Raw genomic sequence first — 22,222 nt, forward strand, 5'->3', positions numbered from 1 at the left:
CGCCCTGTAGATACTCGTCAATCGCTTCACCCTCTGCCTTTTCAGTGAAGATCTGCGCCGGATGAGCACCGGAGGCAAAGCCTTTTGCCGTAATCTCACGAGAGCGTTCAATCATTTCAGCCGGGATTCCTAATTTTAGTGCGATCAAAAACGCGTAGCTCTGACCCGCTTCTCCGATTTTCAACCGATACAGCGGCTGCAGTGTATCAGCATCAAATTCCATGCGAGCATTTTGAAAGCCCGGGGTAACGGAGGCAAAATTTTTGATTTCATTAAAGTGCGTGGTGGCAATGACAGTCGCGCCTCTTTTTTGCAATTCTTCCAAAATCGCGATTGACAAACCGACACCTTCGCCTGGGTCTGTACCCGACGCCATCTCATCGATCAGTACGAGTGTGGAATCATTCGTGATCTTCAGGATCTCAATGACGTTGTGAATATGCGCGGAGAAGGTGCTGAGCGCATGCTCGATGCTCTGTCCGTCCCCGATATCTACAGCGATATTGCTAAAAATGGAGAACATGCTTCCTTCCTGAACGGGAACGAGCAATCCCGATTGCACCATGATGGTTAACAGACCAACCGTTTTTAGTGTAAGTGTTTTGCCTCCTGTGTTGGGACCAGTAATGACTAATGACTTGTATTTTCGCCCGATTTGGAAGTTCAGTGGCACCATTTTTTTGCCGAGCAGTGGATGTCTTGCCTCACGTAATAGTACGACTCCATCCTCATTGAGTTGGACATTCTTAGCTCCTAAAGCGAGGGCATATTTCGCTTTGGCAAACAGAAAGTCGTAGGCACCCACTGTTTCTACGTTGATCTGGAACTCGTGTGTAAACTCCTCTGCCAGTGCTGATAGTTGCATGAGGACCTTGGTCACCTCACGCTCTTCCTCTGACCTGAGCGCAGTCAGCTCAAATTGTAGGGTGCTGACCTCCGTCGGCTCCATGTAGACGGTTTGACCGCTAGCTGATTCGTCCAAGACCATGCCGTTGACTTGCTTGCGATATTCCTTTTTGATCGGGAGCACATAGCGCCCATTGCGGGTGCTCAGCATATTTTCCTGCAAAATCGTCCGGTACTTGCTCATCAGTGAATCCAGCTTGCCCTTCAGACGTTCTTCAAAAACAGCGATGCGCTTTCTCGTCTTGAGCAAATCTTTACTTGCCGCATCGACGACTTGCCCGTGGCGAATGCACTGCTCGATTTCCGACTTCAGCTTGCTCATCGGATGCATCGAAGCTGCATACGTGCTGACCCGTGGCGCGATATCAGATTTGGCCGCCATGTACTTCATTAATTGGGTGACACTCGTCATGAATTGAGTCATGTGCATAAAGTCTTTTTCGCTGAACACATAGCCTGTTCCGAGTAGCGATACGATCTGTTCGATTCCTTCAAGCGAGGGGATCGGCACACTAGCTCCATACTGAATCAAGTCTTTGGCTTCTGCCACTTCGTCGAGTTTTTTTCGCAGTACCTTGCTCGAGGTCATCGGCATCATTTGCTCTACATGCTTTTTCCCTACGTACGAGATAGCGTGCTCCATCAGTGTTTCTTTGATTTTGTCGTACTCCAGACGCTGCAATGCTTTTTCGTTCATGTTTGATCTCTCCATTGTCATATAGTGGAAAATCTGTACAACAAAAAAGGGCGAAGAATGAACAAATGTCATTCTCCGCCCTTTTTATGGCTACCTAAATAAGCCCCATAAGAAACCCGGCTACGCCATGACTAATGGCAGAGCCGCGGTAGCATTTATACAGGATAGGAATGATAGCCATACCTATCTGCACAAATAAAAATCCGTGCGTTAGCTCAGCACGGATGTGGGTGCAATGATATTAGGTATATACCTAAGGCATTGTATGATATCCGTTGTTCTTAACTAATCCCAAGTTCGCTTATAAACCATCACAAATAAACTTTGCCAAACCAGCAAAATTTCGGAAATGATTTACGCGAAGCCTCCATATGGAATTGCTTTAGTTAAGAACTACCGCCGACATCAACATCTCTCCCTAGATAAGGTTACTCACACTATAGCTTACCGCTTACGGAATCGTCAAGCGTCCTTCTAAACGAGCGGAAAGTGACAAGCAACCTCTCTTCCTTCTACCTGCTGGAATACAGGCTCCTGGCTTTTACAAATAGACTGAACATACGGGCACCTGGTATGAAACCTGCAGCCTGATGGAGGATTGAGCGGGCTCGGAATGTCCCCCTCCAAAATCAGCTTTTCTTTTTGTCTTGCGTGCGGATCAGGGACTGGCGATGCGGCAATCAGAAACTTCGTGTAGGGATGCAACGGCCTGTTATACACTTCATTTGTTGATCCGATTTCCATGATTTTGCCTAAAAACATGACACAGGTTCGATCAGATAAATAGCGAACCACATGTAAGTCATGAGAAATGAACAAGTAGGTCAGATTTTTTTGTTCTTGAAGCCTGCTGAGCAAATTGATGATTTGGGATTGAATGGAAACATCCAGTGCCGATACTGGCTCATCGCACACCACAAATTTCGGATTGAGAGCAAGCGCTCTGGCGATGCCAATTCTTTGTCTTTGTCCCCCGCTGAACATATGAGGATACCTCGTGCCGTACGCTTTTCGCAATCCGACAAGCTCCATTAGCTCAGCTACTCTCTCGTCTCTCGCTGCTCGCTCCATTGTTTCATGGGTAACCAGCGGCTCTGCAATGATGTCGGCTACCTTCATGCGCGGGTTAAGCGACGCAAACGGGTCTTGAAAAATGATTTGCATCTTTTTTCTCAGCTCGCGCATTTCATGATTTGTTAGCTTGAATATATCTTTTCCTTCAAAGAAGGCCTCCCCTTCTGTGGCTTCCACAATGCGGAGGAGCGTTCTTCCCAGCGTGCTTTTCCCGCAGCCAGACTCTCCAACCACAGCTAGCGTTTCTCCCTCATAAATATCAAAGCTGACATGATCTACCGCATGTACGACACCTGCCTTCTTTTTGAACAGGCCTTTTTCCACCGGAAAGTACTTTTTCAAATTGCGCACCTTCATCAGTTCACGAGCCACAAACGTCACCCCCTCTCGTTTTTGTACTTCAGACAACGTACCTTGTGTCCATTTCCCGTATCGACAAGCTCAGGCTCCAATACACGGCAGCTGGCATCTGCATATTCGCAGCGCGGATGGAAGCGACAGCCTTGTGGTAAATGAAGCATATTCGGGACCATTCCCTCGATGCTGTACAATCCTTTTGCTTTGTTCTGCTCTACATTCGCTCTCGGAATGGATTTTAACAAGCCTTCGGTGTAGGGATGCTTCGGGTTGTCGAACAGCTCATACACATCTGCTTGCTCCATCACTTTGCCTGCGTACATAACGTAGACGTAATCACACATTTCAGCGACAATCCCCAAATTGTGTGTAATCAAAATGATGGATGTATCTACTTCCTCCTGAAGCTGTTTCATCACTTTTAAAATCTGGGCTTCAATGGTTACGTCCAAAGCGGTGGTTGGCTCATCTGCAATCAACAGCTTTGATTTACAAATCAAGGCCATCGCAATCATCACCCTCTGCCTCAGACCGCCAGATAGCTGATGGGGAAATACGCTATACCTTTTTTCTGCCTCTGGAATACCGACTAGCTTGAACATCTCGATTACCTGCCGCTTGGCTTCCTGCTTGCTGATTCCCGGGTTGTGCAAAAGCAGCGTTTCGGCGACCTGCCTGCCAACCGTGTACACTGGGTTCAACGAGGTCATCGGCTCCTGAAAGATCATCGAGATTTCATTTCCCCGAATCGAGCGCATCTCTGCTTTTGACAACCCTACCAGATTTCGATTCTGAAAAAGAATCTCACCTCCCGCTATTTTCCCTGGGGGACTAATCAACTGCATAATCGATAATGAGGTCATGCTCTTTCCGCAGCCCGATTCTCCGACAATACCGATGATCTGCCCCTTTTTCACCTTGATGCTGACATCATCCACCGCAGGAATGACACCTTTATCCGTGTAAAAATACGTTTTGAGGTTGTTCATTTCGAGAACGGTATTTTTATCTCCCATCCAGATTCCCCCTATGATTTCAAGTACGGATCAAGTGCATCCCGCAGACCGTCTCCCAGAAAATTAAACGCCAGGACGACGACTAAAATCGCAATACCTGGGGAAATCGCTACCCAAGGGGCATTGAATAAAAACTCTTTACCATTGGATACCATGAGTCCCCAGCTCGAAGCTGGTGGCTGCGCTCCTACTCCGAGAAAGCTCAGGCTGGCTTCAGACAAGATAGCTCCCGGTATTTCGAGCGTGAACAGGACGAGAAGTTGGGGGATACAATTTGGTAAAATGTGACGGATCATAATGACGTACGGCTTGACTCCGATCGCCTTAGCTGATTCTACGAACTCTTTGTTCTTTAAAGACAGTGTCTGTGATCGCACTACCCGTGCCGTTCCCGCCCAGCCTACGATACTGAGCGCTATAAATATATTCAAAAGACTTGCCCCGAGCGTATACATCACCACCATGGCGAGAAGCAGGGAAGGAAACGAGAGCACCATGTCCGATATCGTCATGATCGTGAAATCTGTCTTCTTGCCAAAATATCCTGCTACGATCCCAAGCACGATACCGATCGTCATCGTGATCAGGCTTGGGATGATCCCGATTAACAACGAGATTTGAGAGCCGTAAATGATTCTGGACAAGACATCACGGCCAAACATATCCGTTCCGAGCCAATGCTCGCTGCTCGGCTTTTGAAATTGTAAATCGAGATTTACTTCATAGGGATTGTACGGCGCGATCAAAGGGGCAAAAATAGCCATCAAGATAAACAGAAGAATAACGATTCCGCCTGCCATCGCCATCCTGTCTTTTTTGAGAGATTTGAATACATCCTGCCAAAATGTCTCTTTAACCAGCTCATCACTCGCTTCGATCAGCTCTCGCTTCGTGATGACATTCCTCACTACATTCATCTACGGGCACCTCCTTTAGTCATATTTAATTCGGGGGTCTAAAATTGAATAAAGAATATCGGCTACCAGATTCCCGATGATTACGAGAACCGTCGTAAACATGACCGCACCTTGCAGAAGCGGCATGTCCCTGTTTTGAATGGCATTTACCGCGATTCTGCCAATGCCCGGGATGCCAAAAATACTCTCCGTGATGACCGCTCCCGACAATAATCCGGCCACCTGCAAAGCCATTACCGTAACAACGGGAAGCATAGAGTTTTTTAATGCGTGATTGATGATTACCTTGATTTCTAGATTGCCTTTGGCCCTCGCCGTTCGGATGTAGTCATTGCGCATTACTTCTAAAAGGCTTGATCGTGTCAGCCGCGCGATCGTTCCAGCAGCACTCCAGCCGAGCACAATGGCGGGCATAATCATATATTCAGGACCACTGAAGCCTGATACCGGCAGGATACCGAGCTGCAGCGAAAATATATACTGGAACAGCAGTCCTGCCCAAAATACAGGGATGGAAACACCGAGAAGAGAAAAGCCCATGATCGAATTGTCGAGAAACGAGCGCTTCTTCACGGCCGATAATATTCCGGCTGGAATCCCGATGATCCATGAAACCAGCGCTGCCGATATGGCAAGCATCAACGTGTTCGGGAAAGCGTCCATCAATAGCGTCGAAACGGAACGGTTTAATTTGTAAGAGACTCCGAAGTCACCTTGGACCGCGCCCCACAGAAAGCGAAAAAATCGGACATAGGCCGGATCATCCAAATGCATTTGCGCGCGGACTCGTTCGACGACATCGGGACTAATATGTTCTTTCATCATCAGCGCAATGGGATCACCGGGGATCACATTCAGCAAAATAAACGTAATGAGTGCAATGCCTAGCGTTACAGGTATGGAAATCAGAATCCTTTTGGCAATATGGGCTCCCATCAAACCCCTCCCCTTCCAGACTTGCTGCTATGTAAAAATAACTACTTGTTGGCAGTAGTTATTTTTACAATGAGCATTTTTCATTATCAGCTTCTAATTCGTTAACGATTCAGATAATGATTATTCTGTAATTTCGATTCCATAGTAGTTCATTGAGGTCCACCCGTTCCACGATACGTGGAAGTTCTTCACTCTCGGCTGGACGACGAATAATTTGTTGAGGGCAAACAACGGTACCCAGGCAGCGTCTTCTTGTACAATAATTTTCTCCAGGTCCTGATAGATCTTGATTCTCTCATCCTGATTGACCATCGTTCTTGCCTTGAGCAGTTTTTCGTTTACATCCAGATTCTTATAGTTGTAGGATCTGGCCACTGTATTTTTTTGAGAGAAAAACGTATAGAAAAAGTTGTCGGGATCATTGTAGTCAGCTGACCAATCTGCATGATAAGCAGGGAGCTCTCCTACTTTTCGCGTGGCAAAATAGGCGGACTCGTCCATTTGCTTGATCTTCACACGAATGCCTACCTTACCCAGCATGGCTTGAATCGTCTCGTTCATTTGTAATACGGTTGGCCTGTCCGAGATTTGGGCAATTTCCATATCAAATCCATCCGGGTAGCCTGCTTCTGCCAACAATGCTTTTGCTTTTTTTGGATTGTACTCGATTTTTGGCAGATCAGGATTATACCCTAACAGTCCTGGAGGTGATATGCCGTCCACGAGCGTGCCTTCTCCGTGATACAGCTTGTCTAAAATCGTCTGGCGATCTACTGCCATCTGCACCGCTTTTCGTACTCTTACATCGTCAAACGGCTTTATGTTTGCATTCAATGAATAGTAGTAGGTTCCTACGATCGGTCCTTTTACGATATTATTTTTCCATTTGTCGTTGTCTCTGAATTGGGGGATTTGCGAAGCGGAAGAGCTCAAATCGAAAATGTCCAGCTTACCAGTTTCAAACATGATTCTTTTGGTTTCCGCATCTGGTACGATTTTCATTTCAATACCATCGAACTTAGGGGCGCCTTGATAATAATCGGGGTTCGAAGCTAGAACAATCGTGTCATTCAATGTCCAAGACTTCAGCGAAAAAGGACCTGTACCAATTGTTTTAGAAGGCTCGATGCCAAATTGGTCTCCAGCTTCTGTAGTCGCTTTTCTGTTGTAAATCGATCCTGGTGGCGTTGCGAGATTCGCTAAAAACGGGGCAAATGCTTCTGCGAGGGTAATTTCAATTGTGTTGTCATCAATGACTTTGATACCGCTGACACTGTCTGCTTTCCCGTCCATCCGCTCTTTCGCACCTGCGATCATGTCCAAAAAGTCGGTGTTCAGTGCCTTCGTTGCGGGGTTCAGCATCCGATCAAACGTAAACAACACATCATCGGCTTTGAAAATTTCTCCGTTGTGGAACTTCACATTCTTACGCAGATGAAAGGTGTACACGAGGCCATCCGGAGATACATCCCAGCTCTCGGCAAGACCCGGAACCAATTCTGATTTTCCTGGAGAAACAGTTTTCGCTTCAACAAGACGATCGTACAGATTCAAGGGAAGGGTATACTCAGAGGTCGTCAATTGTACATCTGCGGTTCCCGGATCGGTTGATTCCGAAATCGTCAGCATTCTGCCCTGACCACCGCTTTTTGCACAGCCACTCAATACGCTTACCGCCAGCATCAGTAAAATGATAGACAATGAGACCAGTGACTTCATACCTTTTTTCATCGGCTCGCTCCTCACATTTTGGAATATGCTTCTCTCTTCGGGAAACAATCGCGTATACAAAACTCTGTTAAACGAAAAGAGTGACTCGGCTGCCAAAGGATAAAATGATAGCTGAGCGTCTATGTAGTTGGTAAAATCACCTCCATACGTTTTTTGCCTGTATGATAAAATAGTACTCGTATTTTTCTCATGAGTCATTGCACATTTTGTATAAATATTCAGATAAATTTAACGCTTTAAAACGATGAATTTATACAAATTTTATAAAAATTCTGTTTATTGGTTTTTTTGATAAATATGAAAAAAGGAAGTAAGCTCCTCTCTCCTTACTCCCTCACTGCGAATTCTTATGCCTCTGCCTCCCCAAACGACAAAAACAACTCAACCATGAAATGAATCGCTTGCTCAAAATCAGCTAACCGGATCGATTCATTCGGTGCATGGATTCGGTCGCCCCACCAGCTGCAGCCAATCGATACAATCGGTTTGTCCTCCCCTAAATACTGCCCGAACAAGCTCATCGGGCCAGATCCCCCAAAGCTCGGTAGTAGAGCAATATAATCCGCTCCATACACGCGCTCCGCTGTTTGTATCACTGTTTTTGCAAAAGGATGATGAATGTCTGAGCGAAACGGCATCAGGCTGCCCAAAATTGTGACGCGGATATCATCAAATCCGTGTTTGTCGAGATGAGCACGGATTTTTCTTGCGATATCCTCGGGAACCTGCCCCGGAACCAGTCTGCAATCGAGCTTTACCTGTGAACGTTTGGGCAAAATTGTTTTTGTTCCTCGACCCGTGTAACCGCTCTCAATACCACAGACAGTCAAGGTCGGCTCAAACAAAAAAGCGTCTCTCGCTGTTTTTTCATCAACGATGAGCGGTCGTTTCAGTCCAAAAATTTGCTTGGCTCCCTCAGCATCGAAAGGATAGTCTCGGGACCATTGAAGCAGCTCCTCTGCGGGCGGGACAATACCGTCGTAAAAGCCTTCAACCGTAATTCGGTTGTCTACAGTGCGCATCGAGGCAAGCGCTTGAATCAAGCGCCATGCTGGATTGTCCAATACCGAGCCGTACTGCGAATGGATGTCGATATCCGAGCCTTCGCAATCCAGCTGCATGTAGCACATTCCTTTTACACCCATGATGATTTCGATCTTCTCTTCTTTGTTTTTTTGACTCCATTCCCAGATCGAAGCGTCTGCCTCAAATAAGCCTGCATGCTTTTGAAGCACTTTTTCCAAGGTTGGCGAGCCGATCTCTTCTTCTCCCTCAATCAGGAATTTGACACGACACGGCAAGCCTCCATTCTTTTGCATGATGGAAATTGCCTGCAAGCGTACGATGAGGTCGCCTTTGTTGTCCGAAACACCGCGCGCATACATTTTTCCATCATGAAGCTCTGCTCCAAAGGGCGGGTAGCTCCATTCCTCGAGCGGTTCTGGTGGCTGCACATCGTAGTGATTATAAAACAAGATCGTTTTGTTAGCATTTCCATTATGTCCCGGCTCAAAAGCTGCGTAGATCACTGGATTTCCTCCGCAATCATCGAGCAGACGATATTCGCCCCTCGCTTCTCTGATCAGTTCTGTTAACAGGTGAACCGTCTCAGCGATACCAATTCCTTGGCTACTTATGCTCGGTTGCCTACAATAGTGCTGCAAGGCTGATATCGCTTCTGGCAGCTGCTCTTTGACAAGCTGATTCCATTTCGTCATCTGTGCACCTTCTTTTGTGAATGGGTTTTTTAAATGAACGCGTTTTCATATCCAGATTATCTACCAAATCATTAGTTGTCAATTTATTTAGTTAATTTACACTTTGACTTCATTCTCTACTTCGTACACAGCCCCTCTTTTTGTGTTATAGTCTAAGCAATTAACTATTTTTGGAATTTGATGTCTATTTCAGAAAGGGAGACGTGTCATGAATAATCATGGTCCGGATAAATTTATCTTATATGTAGGCTACGGCCTCGTTGCATTACTCGGCTTTCTAATGCTCGTAGGGATCATTAATTTTATCATTTCGGCAAAATGAGAGGGATCACTTATGAAATCCTGGTCAAAAGAACAAAAAACTCTTATCGCCATACCTCCTGCTCTCATCCTTTTGCAAATCATTTTCTTTCAGCTTCTCGTCCATTTTTTGGGGGACACGGTCGGATATTTACTCGGCTATGTCGTGTACTGGGTGTTATGGTGTATTCCTGTTTCATTTCTTTTCCGTAAGAGGACACATGCAGGGTTATGGTCAATTCCAAAGAATGCTTCTCCTCAATGGGCGCATAGAATCAGCATGACTCTTATTGCACTGCCCGCAATTGCCACTTTATTTGCTGCATTTTTGCCCTACATACCAGCCGCAGGGTGGAAGGTTGCCCTCCTTGCGTTGTTATTTGCGCTCATAAATGCTCCACTGGAAGAACGCATATGGCGTGGTGTCTTTCCAGCCTATTTTCCACACAGTCGATCGCTTGGGTTTCTTTACCCTACGATTTGTTTTGGACTGTGGCATCTCGCTCCAGCTTTGGCAAAAGACTCAGGAATGGAGGGCGGGATTCTCAGCTTCGTAGGTGGAGCATTGTTCATGGGATTACTATGGGGCTGGTACGCCTATCGCTATAAGACGATACTTCCTACGACGGCCTCGCACGTGTTGACGAATTTCTTCGCATTCACTGGATTTCTTTATGTAAATTGGTTTTCGTAAGATGAATCGGACATGAGTTTTTGGATGTATAAAAATGTCATTTAGAAGGAAGCTATAACAATACCTACTATGTCTAGAAAGGTTGTGACAATATGGAGGTTCGTGAGGGATTAATCCCGGCGGTACTAGGGACTATTGTTACAGCAACTGGTTACGCCTTGAAAAACACGGAAAAGGTGAGCCCGACACTGACGAACACAATTGTCGGCTTTGGACTCGCACACGTCGTTCTTGGCGCGATCGACCTGATTGAGCACAGGTAGGTAAAACCGGGTGGGCATATGGCTCACCCGGTTTCTCATTTCAAAACTATGGAAGCATTTCTTTTCCTGTTAAACTGAGGAAGTAAAAGGCATGATGCCTTCGAAAGGAGATAGACTGGATGCCTACTGAGAAGCTGCAACATATCCTGAGCCAAATAGAAGCGGCACGTTCCATCCGTCAAACTGACGAGGACAGCTTTTCCGCCATCCTGGAAGCAGCAAGACAAGAGCTGATTCAGCTTGCCAGCGATTATCCTACCGATGCAAAAGTGATGTATGAATGTGCAGCTGCGCACGACCGTTTGGGACTGGAGGCTGAGGCCGTTCCTTATTACGAGACTGCTATCACTCTGGGTACGCTGGACGTAGAAGACCTTCGCGGAGCTTATCTAGGACTTGGCAGTACATACCGATGCCTCGGTCAGGTGGAAAAATCGATATCCTTGTTATCCAAAGGAATCTCCCTCTATCCCGAAGATCATTCCTTGCGCGTATTTCTGGCACTCGCCAAATATAACGCCAAAGACTACGAGGGTTCTGTGCAGCTCTTGCTGGATAGCCTGCTTGAGACATCTTCTTCTGAGCACATACAGCTTTATCGCCGTGCAATCCACTATTATCGGGATCGTTTGGATCAGACCTGGTAGACTCATTTATTTGTTGGGAACATTCCTGCTCTTGTTTTTTCCATAAACTGTTATACTATTCTTGTCAAATGCAAAGGAGTTGATTACATGTCTAGAGAAACATGGACAGCTGTCGATCGTTACTTTTCCGAATTGCTTTTACCGAATGACCCGATTTTGGATGCTGCTTTGCAGGATAATGCCGCGGCTGGCCTCCCATCCATAGACGTAGCTCCTAATCAAGGAAAGCTGCTGAATCTGCTTGCTACGATCCAAGGTGCTCGCACGATTCTGGAAATCGGCACACTAGGCGGCTATAGCACCATCTGGCTCGCTCGAGCGCTTCCCGAGGGTGGCCGATTAATTACGCTGGAGTCCAATCCAAAGCACGCAGAAGTAGCGAGAAAAAATATCGAACGCGCTGGTCTCGGTCATGTTGTTGAAATTCGCCTTGGCCAAGCGTTGGACTCTCTTGCCCAATTGGACGCAGAAGGACATGGTCCCTTCGATTTGTTTTTCATTGATGCAGACAAGCAAAGTAACTCGGAATATTTCCAATGGGCACTCAATCACTCCCGAAAAGGCAGTCTGATCATCACTGACAATGTAGTGCGAAACGGCAATGTCGTGGATGAATCCAGCACTGACCCTAGCGTAGAGGGAGTACGCCGCTTTACCGAGCTCGTCGCAGCTGAGCCTCGCGTAAGTGCCACAGCACTTCAGACAGTTGGAAGTAAAGGATACGATGGTTTCGCTATTGCTGTCGTTACTGAAGAAAAATAATTACTTTTTGCAGACCCGTCCCGCTACTTTAGGAGATGGGTTTTGCTTTTAAATGGGAGGCGAGAGTATGCAAGGACTTGTTCGTTTTGGTAAATACTTTGCCTTTGTCATGCTGATCGGTCTGGGATTACAAGTTTTGGTTGAGTTTGACCGAGTAATGCTTGAGGAGGCTATGATGTCATTTGATCGCCTTTCATACTTTGTGTACCTTTCTCTCTACCCAATATTGATTGGCATACTGTTTGCCATTCCTCACCTCATTCGTGAGCGAAAAAATGCTGGGAAATGGACGTATGACTGGGTAAAAGGCGTTGCCATCGGATTGCCGGCTCTCTTTGGGGCAACTGTATTTTTACATTACTATACGCCACTCGGGGACTATGTATCTGTCTTACTTCGGTATAAGGAATTTCCCATCGTTAGTGGAATTGCTTTGGGGTATACGGCATTCTCCAGTTTTCACAAGGCAAAAGGCATGTAGCTACGTAAACGAACCCAGCTCTTTGATGGTGTACTCCATTTTTTCTGACAAAGATCGCTTTACTTTAATCGTGTGTTTCGCCTATTATTCGCCCACAAATTGGTTAACCTATACCGACGTGAGTTTGTAAACATGGAGGTAATAACATGAGTTGGGTTCTAATATGGCAGAGCGTAGGCGCTATGGCCCAAGTAATTGTAATGATCAGTCTTGGTACTTTGATCATGAGAAGCGAATACCAAATACTGAGCCCTAAAAAAAAATCCCCACTCGCTCAAAGGCGAATGGGGTTACGTAAGGGGTAGTACGTAAAGAAAATACGTGAATACTATTATAGTAGATGATATTCATGTTCATGACTACAAGTATATATAGGTACATTTACCTATAGTTAGGAGAACCAAGAGATTATGGCTCCTCACCAAGAAAAAACGATCCTTCCCGCAAAGACTGCGAAAAGAATCGTGCTATTACTTAAAGGCAATTTGTGATTCCAGCATGTAATTGACTAACACATCGGCAAAAGCTTCTGCTGTATTGTAGCACTCTTCCAGGGTGTTGTTCGTTCCCCCAAACTCGAGAAGCAGGGCTCCACCGGAAATAGACTGATTGTACACGCCATTTCCTTCATTCGTCCCTTTCAAAATAATTCCGCGGGACAATCCCGGATAGGAAGTTTCCAGCCGGGCATGCAGATTTTCGGCCAGTCGTTTATTTTCGGGATGGTTTGGATTTGCCGTTCCGATCACAAACAGCATCCGTGAATACGTTTTGCCATTCAGTGTAATTGCGACTTTACTGCGTGGCTCATCACTGTCTCGATGAATATCGAAAATGTACTTCAGGTTAGGGCTTGTTGAAGCAGCTGCAGCGACCGCTTTGTACGATTCTGTATAGGACATCGAGTAGCTTTTCTTTTGTTCAGCCAGCTTCTTGGCAAAATCGTCTTGATTGGCCATCGATGGAATACCTCTAGCCTGCAACAGCTCGCCAAGTCGTTTCCCAACCAAAGTGATGTTGATCTCTGGATCATCTACCGAGCTTCCCTGCTGGTTCTTCGCAACATTGCGCCACGACTCACGGTTATGGGTGTGGTAAATATAAACGGTCTCATTGCCAACCATTCCTTGGTTGTAGCCCACTCCAGAAGTCGTTCCCCCACCACTTGGCTGACCTGTACTGGAAGACACTCGATCAACGATCCAGCCAGCAATATAGGCGGTAGAATTATCAGCCAATCGGATTACATACCAATCTCCTTGTTCCTGAACGACTGGAAACACTTGTCCAGGTTGAACTGTGCCAACAACAGCATACGTGGTCCCTGGACCATTACGCAAATTCGTATCCGCATTCCTTACTCGAATGAGATCTTCTGCTTGTCCGGCCGGGGGATCATAGCTGCCCGGAAAGTCTCCAACTTGCCCTGGAGCTGGATTTTCCTGACCGATCGGCTTGAAAATGTATGCGTAGGTTCCATTGAAATTAATGGTGTACCAGCCGTCTGCATAACCATAATGAGTAACGGCTGTGCCTGCATTCAGCTGCCCTAGGACCTGACCCAAAATATTAGGCTCGGCATAGACTTCGTGCCATTCTTGCAGCACAAGAGTATTTGTCGTTTGCCCATTCCCTGCATCCGTTGGAGGAATATACGGAGGCGGTTCTGGTACAGGCACTGGCGTTGGTATCGGTGTAGAAACCGGGGGTGGGGTCAGTACCGGAGGCGGCGCAGGTGGCGGGGTCGGTGCTGGTGCAGACGTTTCCGCTAAGAATCGGGCATTTACCCACCCATTTGTGTTATTGGCCAGCTTGATTTGTGCCCAATCCCCTTGCTTCTTCACTTGCAGGAATACACCTTTTTGATCGATAATCTGCAATATTTGCGCAGTGGCATTCGGTTCAGTCCGAACATTCAACATGTCGACGGTGCTCTTTACATAGATGATTCTTGGCACATCTATCATTTTGACATACTTGTTGTTCAGCCATCCCGTCTTTCCATTCGGCAGCTTTACTTGAGTCCAGCCGTTGTTTTGTTGCTTAACGATTGGCAGCCTTGTAGCTTTTGTGATGGTTCCGACGATTTGCGTGGTGGTATCCGGTGCACTGCGTATATTCAGTTGATCAACAGTTACCTCGACATGCGTAGCAGCGTGAGCAGACGACAGCGGCATCAACAAGACCAGGGAACAAACAGCAGCAATGATGGTTTTTTTTCGTGAAAACAACAGCCTCGTTCCTCTCTGTTCGACTCGATATGACTGGAAATAACATCCTGTCAGTAAAAGGTTCTCGATTGAGTTACATATTCCTTCAATCTGCGACATTTTTTCTTGACAAAATGCAGACAAACAAAAAATCCTACGCATCACACGCGGGATTTTCATCATTTCCACCTCACTGCCAGCCTACGTTTTGCAAGCGAACTCCTGCATATTTCTGTGGGAGATACTCGCAGGAAGCAGATTGGTCTTTTTTCAGATGTCGATTCATGAAGCACAGCGTTGCTTCATTGATGATCTTGTGCTGCTCCACAATATTTGGACTAAGCATCTCGATGAGTGGTGTATAGAGCGGGATATCAGTAAAGCTCAGATGACCTGCCTGCTCCAGATGGAGGATGCTTCCTTTTTTCGCCAGCACTTGCTCTCTTCTTTGTTGTTCAATCTGTTCCATTTCGGGCGGCGATGCCAGTTCCTCTAATTCAAAGCCACCTTGTAGCACCATGACTGGTCGATCCAGCTCCTCAGCTCGAGCTTCTCCATACATATAACCGTCCATATCAATAGCAGCTTGGAATGCCCGATTTTTGTATAAAACGTCCACAGCAGTCGCTCCCCCCTGCGAATGCCCAATCACTCCGAGCCTTGCAAAGTCGATCTTGCCGATCAAGGGGCTATTTGCAGTTTCCTCGCCCATTCGCTTCATTTGTTCGAGCACAAATACAATATCTTTTGTCTGTTCATTGATAATCGGGATAGTCGCTTCATTTTGCACCTGATATTCCATAGGTAGGTGGGAGGTTTTGTCTGTAAACACCTCGTATGTACCGTCCGCATACGTCGTTAGCAAAGCAGTTCCCGGATGCTCTACGGCTACCACGACATAACCATGGCTTGCCAACTCGATCGTTTGAAAGGAATTCGTAAATCGTGCTCCAAGCATGTTTCCGTGTGAAAAGAAAAGTAAAGGCGCAGCCTCGAGATCGTTGGCGAATGCTGCATGACTGTAGGCGTTTGTCTTGACCAGATCTATGTAGCGGAGCCATAGTGGGGGCAGTCCATAACGCTCTTGGATCACCTCCGAAAATTCGGGTAAATCTGAAATGTACCTTTCTTCTACCGATGATTTTTCCGCCACTGCCGGATACCAGACTTGTGTTTTCACCCTTCTTGGCTTCCCGTCAACGCCTGTTCGGCTTGTATCCGTCCATGTGTAGCTTACAGTCCCAACCTGATACGGACCCGTTGGCTTTTCAAACGTAAATACGGGGAGCAAAACAGGCAATACAGCTGCTATCAGAGTAACTGGAAGTGCGACGATGCTAAGCAAAATCGGTGTGCGCATTTTCGTCCTTTCGATTGGCTCACCCTGCAAACACCATACCCCATACTTCCATAAAACAAGTGCTACACCTACGTACACGGGAGCCATTTGCCAGCGCCCACCCTCCATGACGAGGTGACAAATACTGATGATAAGCAGAAGCAGCGGCGCTCCCCTCAGGATAATGACTCCAGGTCTTTTCCGAAGCCAGATCACTTGCCACAATAGTGACATGCTTGCGATAAGCAGTAGGACTTCAAACAGTCTCACGTATGTAATCCCCCTCATTAATTACAATTAACTATTAAGCAATAACAACATTTAATTAAACTTAACTATTAATCAAAAAAAGAGAAACTACTTCTGCGTTTTCTCTTTTTCAATGATGGCCTTGAACCTTGAAAAGATTCCCTTCAGGTTTTTTAGATCTTCAACATCAAGCTTGGAATAAAAGCGATCAATAATCGAAAGCTCAATTTTCTCGCTGTTCTCCATATACTTGATTCCTGCGTTGTCCAGCTCAACAAAAATCTCTCTGCGATTATCCGGGTTAATGGAACGCTTGATGTAGCCGGCTTTCTCGAGCTTATTGAGGTTTTGGCTGACAGCACTCGGTGTAATGTTCATGATCTTCGAAAGCTCACCGGTAAGAAGACGCCCCCGCTGATGAATATGCCCCAGCAAGATGATTTGGCTGTTCGTGATATTCTCATCCAGCAAGGCGTGATACTCCTCCGTCAGCATGGTATTACACGCATAATCAAGATCGTTTATCTCGCGGACAAAGGCAGTAAGCTCTTCTCTGTTCATTTCATCACCATTAATAGTTAAGTTAACTTAAGTATAATAATAAAAGCTTCCTTCCAGCATGTCAATTCTCTTCCCAAGCAAAAAAGCCACCCTAATGTGAGTGGCATTTTCTTCGTGCTTTGTCTATTGATCCGCTTGAATTCGAATATAGGAAACATTTTTTACATTAATGACAATGTCATCATATTGAAGCCAACCGTCGTTTTGATTCGCAATCATTTGAATAATTTCTTCTGGCTCAGACGTTCTAACGGTTACCGTGTCCCCTTCTGAAAAATGGAAAACGAGCTTTTTAACCTCTAGCATACGATCCTCTCCTACTTCCATTTAATTGAGTGCAGTGGTTTCGTTAACGCACTCCCCCAATCGCTTGCTTCTTGATTAATATCGGAAGGAACCCTTATTAAATGAATACATTTTTCCATTTACTTGTCATATTTTCATTCTTTTCACATTTACCGCCGAAAAATTAGGTTAACCAAAGTTAGCTGTCTTCCCATCCTCCATCCTGTAAAATGAACCGTGGCTTGATTTCAAATTATTGGAAAAGGGAGTGTATGGCTTGAAGATATGGCTAAAATCATGTCATTCCGGTAAATATTTGAAAGGCAGCTTGCAATATGATCGTACGGATACGGATCTGTATGCATCCGGTACCGGATTTGACCAAATGGAAGTGTACACGCTCGTCGGTGTAGACGGGCCTACTATTGTTCATGGTTCAAAAATCGTCATTCGCACTGCAAACAGTCACTATCTTCATCCGCTACAAGGAGGAGGACTGGGTGTCCAGCTCAGCCTTTGGGGGGCTTCAGAGGAGACCTTTATTATTGAGAGGGCGAATGGGAACCCCGGGGTTATCACAACGGCCGACATCATTACATTAAAGACGCGTAACGGTCATTATCTTACTGTCGACCTCCGTCAAAAAAATAAGTTAGGAGCACAAGCTACATCAGCAACATCTCGTGAGCATTTTTCACTTGAGGTGATTGAGCATCATGGAGAGCCACTGAATGTCGTTGCCTTTGGCGACTCCATCGTCTGGGGTCAAGGGTTGTATAACAAGGACAAGTTTACATACTTAACCCGGCAATGGCTAGAAGGCGTAACACAACGTCCTACGAATCTGTTTGTCTTCGCTCATTCCGGTGCAACACTTGAGCCAACCAGCGCAGATGATATATTCAGAGAAAATCAATACGTAGTGCGGGCAGATAATGAAAGCAATCTATGGAAGCCTACTCCTCCTGGCGAAGTCAATTTTTCCTACCCATCGATCCATGAACAAGTCAAGAGTGCTTCAATCAAGCTGCCTCGCTGGCATCATGTCTCGCCAGACAAAGTCGATCTGATCCTGATCGATGGCGGGATTAATGACCTAGGACCCGTGACTATTTGTTCGCCGTTTTCCTCAAAAGGATGGATTATTGATGAGACAAAAAAAGCCGTTAAACGGTCGAGAGAGATGATTTTGACAGCGCTAAAGCAGTACCCCCATGCAAAAATCCTGATCACGAACTACTATCAAATTATTTCTCGGTTTTCCAATCCACTCATCCTGAAAGTTCTCTATTTATTTCGGGACAATTTCCCGACAGATGTTGATCTTTCCACTTCCATGATCGCAGCAAGTGCTCAGCCGGATATCGCCATGAATGAGGAAATCCTCAACAATTTTACGTTGGAGCAAATCGAGGACCATCATATCGCCCTGCTTTATAATGAGTTGAAGCAAACGGGATTACTGGAAAAGCTGGAGGAGCTTGAAGAGATCACTGAGGAGGACGCGCTCATCGCCTCTTCCGATCAATTCGCTCCACTACGAGCCATCAAGGAGCAAATGATCGCCAATTGTCAAATATTCGCAGAAAAAATGAATGAAGGCTTAGAAGAGATAGCACAAGAGTTTTCAGAGCGTGTACAAGTGGTGAACTGTGGGTATAGCGAAAAGAATGCTGTGTTGGCATATGACACCGCTCTATGGGGGTTAGCACCCTTTTTACAACCAGAAGACCCGGTTCGGGCGGAGAGATTCGCAGATGCGATTCGGTGGGGAAAAAAAGTAGGTCACGGCAGAGCGAAAACCAAAATCGCTTCTCTCGGTCATCCTCACGTCAAAGGAGCACGGAAATATGCCAGTGGGATTCGCTATACCCTACAGAGGACAGGCTGGATAGTCGATATGAATGGCCACATTCACCTTATCTTTAAACAAATTTTGAATCGCACAGCTACAGAGCATGATATCCATACGATTCGTAGTCATTTCTTGGGTGGCTCCACTGTAAAGGATGTCATTCTTCAATTGGCTACCTCTGATGAGTTCTGGAATTCCTTTATCAATGTTGACGAGCGGGTTGCTGTAGAAAACCTCATCAACCACCTCCTCGGCAGAAAACCTCGTGAGTACGAATATCGAAAATGGCCAAACATCAGGGGCGGGGAAAACTGGAAAAACACCGTCAAAGAAATCGTAGGTTCCATAGAATACCAGGAACGTTTTGGTGAGTGGAAGATTCCTTCACCCGGAAGAAATCGGATTGAACAAGGCGTTTACTTGTTTCAGTACAAAGAACACGAAGGGACCGTAGCACTCGACCATATCAACGCCAATCTGGAAACGGGAACCTCTCCAATCTGGCGTCATCATTGGACGAAAAACTGGACGATCGTGCAACCCTTTACTTTTCAAGGAGCCAATTATTTGGCCGGCTATAAGGCGCATAGCGGAGAATTTTTTATTGACCAGTATAATTTTGACTTTGATGGTACGAAATCCGTATGGACACAAACATGGACGAAGAATTGGTCGATTCTACAACCGTTCCAAATGAAAGATAAACAGTTTTTGTTTGGATATCGTGGGCGTGACGGTGATTTTTTCATCGACGAATTGAACAATGGTCTACAAGGAACGAACACAAAACTCAGCGGTAGATGGACTACAGGCTGGTCTAGTGTGAGTCCATTCTATATAGGTGATGAAGTTTACCTGTTCGGTTATCGCAGTTCAGATGGGAAGTATTTTATCGACCAAATCAGGTGGGACGACAAAGGTTTTGGACTTACATCCTACAGCTCCGGGAAACGTTGGTCAAAGGGATATTCCATTGTAAAGCCATTCTACGGAACAGATGGAAGGGTCTACATTTTTGGCTATAGAAGCAGTGATGGACATTATTTCATTGACCGTCTCAAAGACGATCTATCTGCAACAGAATCACATGGCTCAGGAGATTGGACAAGCGGCTGGTCAAGCATCTCTCCCTTCTATCGAGATGGGCACGTTTACTTGTTTGGCTACCGAAATAAGGATGGGAAAGTCTTTATTGATAAAATCAACGCCAACCACAACAAATCGGAGAATGTCATGTATAAGCATTGGACGACTGGATGGACAACTGTCATTCCTGCTTTCAGTGTGGAAGAATGATTTTGGCGATTCTCGTCGATCACTAACTATGATGAAAGCCAGCTAACACTTCCCCCGTGTTAACTGGCTTTTTTTATTCATATTTCATCATTGACAAATATTATTATTTGTGTTATTATAAAATATTTTGTTATTTACAAAACACGCATGACCTTTCATAATGTTTGGTAAGTAACTTTTAAACGATTGTTTAGAGGGGTTGTATATCAGATGCAAGCACTTCCGTGTCAAGGCTGCAGAGGCTTATGCTGTGGTCCTGTTCCCATAACGGAGAAAGAATATAAGAACATTCAGAAGAAGGTTAAAGCCATGCCGAGAAAGCTTCGTGATGAGCTGGAAAAGCAGCCTCGCCTCTACGGTACCTGTATGTTCTATGATCTGGATCGCGATCAATGTGGAATCCATGCTGCCCGCCCTGATATTTGCCGCATGTTTGGCTACCACAAAGACTTGGTCTGTTTCCGCAAACCGGAATTAGCTACAAAAGAGCCTGCGCCACTAAAACAGAAGCATATTGGGTATTTGAGCATTGATATCACGTGGAAGGATTTTTAGAGTGAGCTACCTTACAATACTTTCTGATGTTCGAAACAATATACGTTTCCTTTAAATTTTTCGCGATTAGAAAGACAATAGGCTGCGATTTTTTCTGTTACTCGCTTGCCACAAGTCTTGCAATGATTGCTGCCTGAATTTATGCTGTTCTGGCTTAATCCTTCCACATGAGCTGCTCTTATCTTTGCATCTGTAATGTTTTCTTTCGCTAATGTTGTATACATAGACTCAATTTGTTCAGATGAGAACCTTTCTTCTTTTTGCAGCGCTCGGAACCGAGTTATTTTGCGATGGATGAATTCAGTAAGCTCAATATCATAGACGATTAACTCATTGGAGCTAATCTTTCTAAGCTCTGGATCGACACTGAACGTACAACGTCTAGTAAACGAAACGAGAGAAACGATCTGCTCCTTTTCTATCCGGATCATGCTACGAATCGATTCTACATGTCCATAATTTTGATAGAAGGGATTCATCATTCTAAAACGTTTATTCACCGTCCACTGCTTGTCTTCCTTTCCACCTTTAATTTCTCCCGAATAGTTTTTCGTCTCAATAATAAAGACTGCATACGGTGTAAGAAGTACATGATCAATTTGCGAATACCCTGATTTCGCTTTCGGATTGGGGAGGAGTATATCGGTCAGATGCTTGTACTCTTTTGGCATCTGGTCTAACTGGATATTGACCTTATACTCGCCAAGCTCTCCCTTACGGATGGATTTTTGGTCGCTTGCTTTTTTCGTTTCCTTCTTTTCTTTTTCGTCTTTCTTTGCTGGTGGTTGCTTGATCCCTATAAAAAGGTTTACTAGTTTGGATAACATGACTGGACTCTCCTCCATTCATCTTGTTACCCTATTCCCTCTTCTATTATTTTCCAAACAAATACTGGTGACATCCTGAAAACCATCTCACGAATCATGGCAGACAACACATCCCCACTCACTCAAAAGAGCATGATGACGCGTACAGATTGGATAACCGTCAGGAAAGCTTTCTCGAAAGATTTCTTTCCACTCGGCATAATTGAGCTCATCAACATGCGTGATTTGAAACTGCTTCAGCATATCATCGAGTTTTTCCAAAAGCGGGACGATCCTCGACCTATTCGGACTGTAATCAAGTGTCTGCCAGCCTGATTCGGAAATTGCGCCTTTAATCACCGATGAAAGAAATTGCTTTTCCTCTTCAAAGCCTTCTTTGGACCAAGGGATTTCATTCAAATAAAAGCCCACTGTACCGATGGTCAAGACCCTATTTAGTAGACAGTTAAAAAAACACCTAAGCTGCAAGCTGGCGTCGGTACTGAACCGGCGTCAGTTTGTTTAATTTCCTTTGTGGTCGATCGTTATTGTAAAAATGGATGAATT

Annotated in this window: 20 protein-coding genes and 1 pseudogene; 7 read left to right on the top strand and 14 right to left on the bottom strand. The window is 45.4% G+C overall.

What is annotated here, in order from left to right; translation table 11 throughout:
- Positions 1–76: 76 nt before the first annotated feature.
- The 7 genes and pseudogenes from C3B52_RS32645 to C3B52_RS32675 all read right to left on the bottom strand — a co-directional run.
- Positions 77–1,603, bottom strand: a pseudogene (locus C3B52_RS32645) (endonuclease MutS2); the annotation flags it as partial.
- A gap of 474 nt (positions 1,604–2,077) precedes the next feature.
- On the bottom strand, positions 2,078–3,049 hold the full coding sequence (locus C3B52_RS32650; protein ID WP_276527244.1) for an ABC transporter ATP-binding protein: 972 nt from the start codon (positions 3,047–3,049) through the stop codon (positions 2,078–2,080).
- A 5-nt stretch (positions 3,050–3,054) separates the two neighbouring features.
- Positions 3,055–4,050 carry an ABC transporter ATP-binding protein gene (locus C3B52_RS32655; RefSeq protein WP_103110518.1) on the bottom strand — a complete coding sequence of 332 codons (996 nt, stop codon included), beginning with the start codon at positions 4,048–4,050 and terminating at the stop codon, positions 3,055–3,057.
- An 11-nt stretch (positions 4,051–4,061) separates the two neighbouring features.
- The gene (locus C3B52_RS32660) at positions 4,062–4,967 is read right to left on the bottom strand and encodes an ABC transporter permease (protein ID WP_103110519.1); all 906 of its coding nucleotides are present in this window, start codon (positions 4,965–4,967) and stop codon (positions 4,062–4,064) included.
- A gap of 15 nt (positions 4,968–4,982) precedes the next feature.
- A complete protein-coding gene (locus C3B52_RS32665; RefSeq protein WP_164685018.1) occupies positions 4,983–5,903 on the bottom strand; it encodes an ABC transporter permease in 921 nt (306 codons plus the stop codon).
- 120 nt (positions 5,904–6,023) lie between these two features.
- Positions 6,024–7,634 carry an ABC transporter substrate-binding protein gene (locus tag C3B52_RS32670; protein ID WP_201264974.1) on the bottom strand — a complete coding sequence of 537 codons (1,611 nt, stop codon included), beginning with the start codon at positions 7,632–7,634 and terminating at the stop codon, positions 6,024–6,026.
- A gap of 347 nt (positions 7,635–7,981) precedes the next feature.
- On the bottom strand, positions 7,982–9,352 hold the full coding sequence (locus tag C3B52_RS32675) for a M20/M25/M40 family metallo-hydrolase (protein ID WP_103110520.1): 1,371 nt from the start codon (positions 9,350–9,352) through the stop codon (positions 7,982–7,984).
- A gap of 334 nt (positions 9,353–9,686) precedes the next feature.
- On the opposite strand from C3B52_RS32675, the gene C3B52_RS32680 reads away from it, so the two are divergent.
- The 5 genes from C3B52_RS32680 (at position 9,687) to C3B52_RS32700 (ending at position 12,499) form a co-directional block, all read left to right on the top strand.
- The gene (locus tag C3B52_RS32680) at positions 9,687–10,346 is read left to right on the top strand and encodes a CPBP family intramembrane glutamic endopeptidase (RefSeq protein ID WP_103110521.1); all 660 of its coding nucleotides are present in this window, start codon (positions 9,687–9,689) and stop codon (positions 10,344–10,346) included.
- Between the two features lie 92 nt (positions 10,347–10,438).
- Positions 10,439–10,609: an asparagine synthase gene (locus C3B52_RS32685; RefSeq protein ID WP_103110522.1), complete on the top strand. Its 171-nt coding sequence runs from the start codon at positions 10,439–10,441 to the stop codon at positions 10,607–10,609.
- 119 nt (positions 10,610–10,728) lie between these two features.
- On the top strand, positions 10,729–11,256 hold the full coding sequence (locus C3B52_RS32690; protein ID WP_103110523.1) for a tetratricopeptide repeat protein: 528 nt from the start codon (positions 10,729–10,731) through the stop codon (positions 11,254–11,256).
- Between the two features lie 87 nt (positions 11,257–11,343).
- Positions 11,344–12,018, top strand: a complete 675-nt coding sequence (locus C3B52_RS32695) for an O-methyltransferase (protein WP_103110524.1) — start codon at positions 11,344–11,346, stop codon at positions 12,016–12,018.
- Between the two features lie 67 nt (positions 12,019–12,085).
- Positions 12,086–12,499, top strand: a complete 414-nt coding sequence (locus C3B52_RS32700) for a hypothetical protein (RefSeq protein ID WP_103110525.1) — start codon at positions 12,086–12,088, stop codon at positions 12,497–12,499.
- 470 nt (positions 12,500–12,969) lie between these two features.
- On the opposite strand, the gene spoIIP is transcribed toward C3B52_RS32700, so the two are convergent.
- The 4 genes from spoIIP to C3B52_RS32720 form a co-directional block, all read right to left on the bottom strand.
- Entirely contained in the window at positions 12,970–14,730 is a 1,761-nt protein-coding gene (spoIIP, locus tag C3B52_RS32705) for a stage II sporulation protein P (RefSeq protein ID WP_103110526.1), read from the bottom strand.
- Between the two features lie 169 nt (positions 14,731–14,899).
- Complete coding sequence (locus C3B52_RS32710) at positions 14,900–16,318, bottom strand: alpha/beta hydrolase family protein (protein WP_164685019.1); 1,419 nt, start codon at positions 16,316–16,318, stop codon at positions 14,900–14,902.
- An 87-nt stretch (positions 16,319–16,405) separates the two neighbouring features.
- Positions 16,406–16,858 (bottom strand): MarR family winged helix-turn-helix transcriptional regulator, encoded by a 453-nt coding sequence (locus C3B52_RS32715; protein WP_103110528.1) that lies wholly within the window; start codon positions 16,856–16,858, stop codon positions 16,406–16,408.
- Between the two features lie 123 nt (positions 16,859–16,981).
- Positions 16,982–17,164 carry a hypothetical protein gene (locus tag C3B52_RS32720; protein ID WP_103110529.1) on the bottom strand — a complete coding sequence of 61 codons (183 nt, stop codon included), beginning with the start codon at positions 17,162–17,164 and terminating at the stop codon, positions 16,982–16,984.
- A 256-nt stretch (positions 17,165–17,420) separates the two neighbouring features.
- On the opposite strand from C3B52_RS32720, the gene C3B52_RS32725 reads away from it, so the two are divergent.
- Positions 17,421–20,294: a phycobilisome rod-core linker polypeptide gene (locus C3B52_RS32725; RefSeq protein ID WP_103110530.1), complete on the top strand. Its 2,874-nt coding sequence runs from the start codon at positions 17,421–17,423 to the stop codon at positions 20,292–20,294.
- A 210-nt stretch (positions 20,295–20,504) separates the two neighbouring features.
- Positions 20,505–20,849: a YkgJ family cysteine cluster protein gene (locus tag C3B52_RS32730; RefSeq protein WP_103110531.1), complete on the top strand. Its 345-nt coding sequence runs from the start codon at positions 20,505–20,507 to the stop codon at positions 20,847–20,849.
- Between the two features lie 11 nt (positions 20,850–20,860).
- On the opposite strand, the gene C3B52_RS32735 is transcribed toward C3B52_RS32730, so the two are convergent.
- The 3 genes from C3B52_RS32735 to C3B52_RS32745 form a co-directional block, all read right to left on the bottom strand.
- Entirely contained in the window at positions 20,861–21,676 is an 816-nt protein-coding gene (locus C3B52_RS32735; protein ID WP_103110532.1) for a nuclease-related domain-containing protein, read from the bottom strand.
- 87 nt (positions 21,677–21,763) lie between these two features.
- Positions 21,764–22,102, bottom strand: a complete 339-nt coding sequence (locus C3B52_RS32740) for a hypothetical protein (protein ID WP_103110533.1) — start codon at positions 22,100–22,102, stop codon at positions 21,764–21,766.
- Positions 22,103–22,133: 31 nt separating this feature from the next.
- Complete coding sequence (locus C3B52_RS32745) at positions 22,134–22,217, bottom strand: IS3 family transposase (protein ID WP_235615847.1); 84 nt, start codon at positions 22,215–22,217, stop codon at positions 22,134–22,136.
- Positions 22,218–22,222: the final 5 nt, after the last annotated feature.

The organism is Brevibacillus reuszeri (assembly GCF_002897295.1).
Lineage (GTDB): Bacteria > Bacillota > Bacilli > Brevibacillales > Brevibacillaceae > Brevibacillus > Brevibacillus reuszeri_A.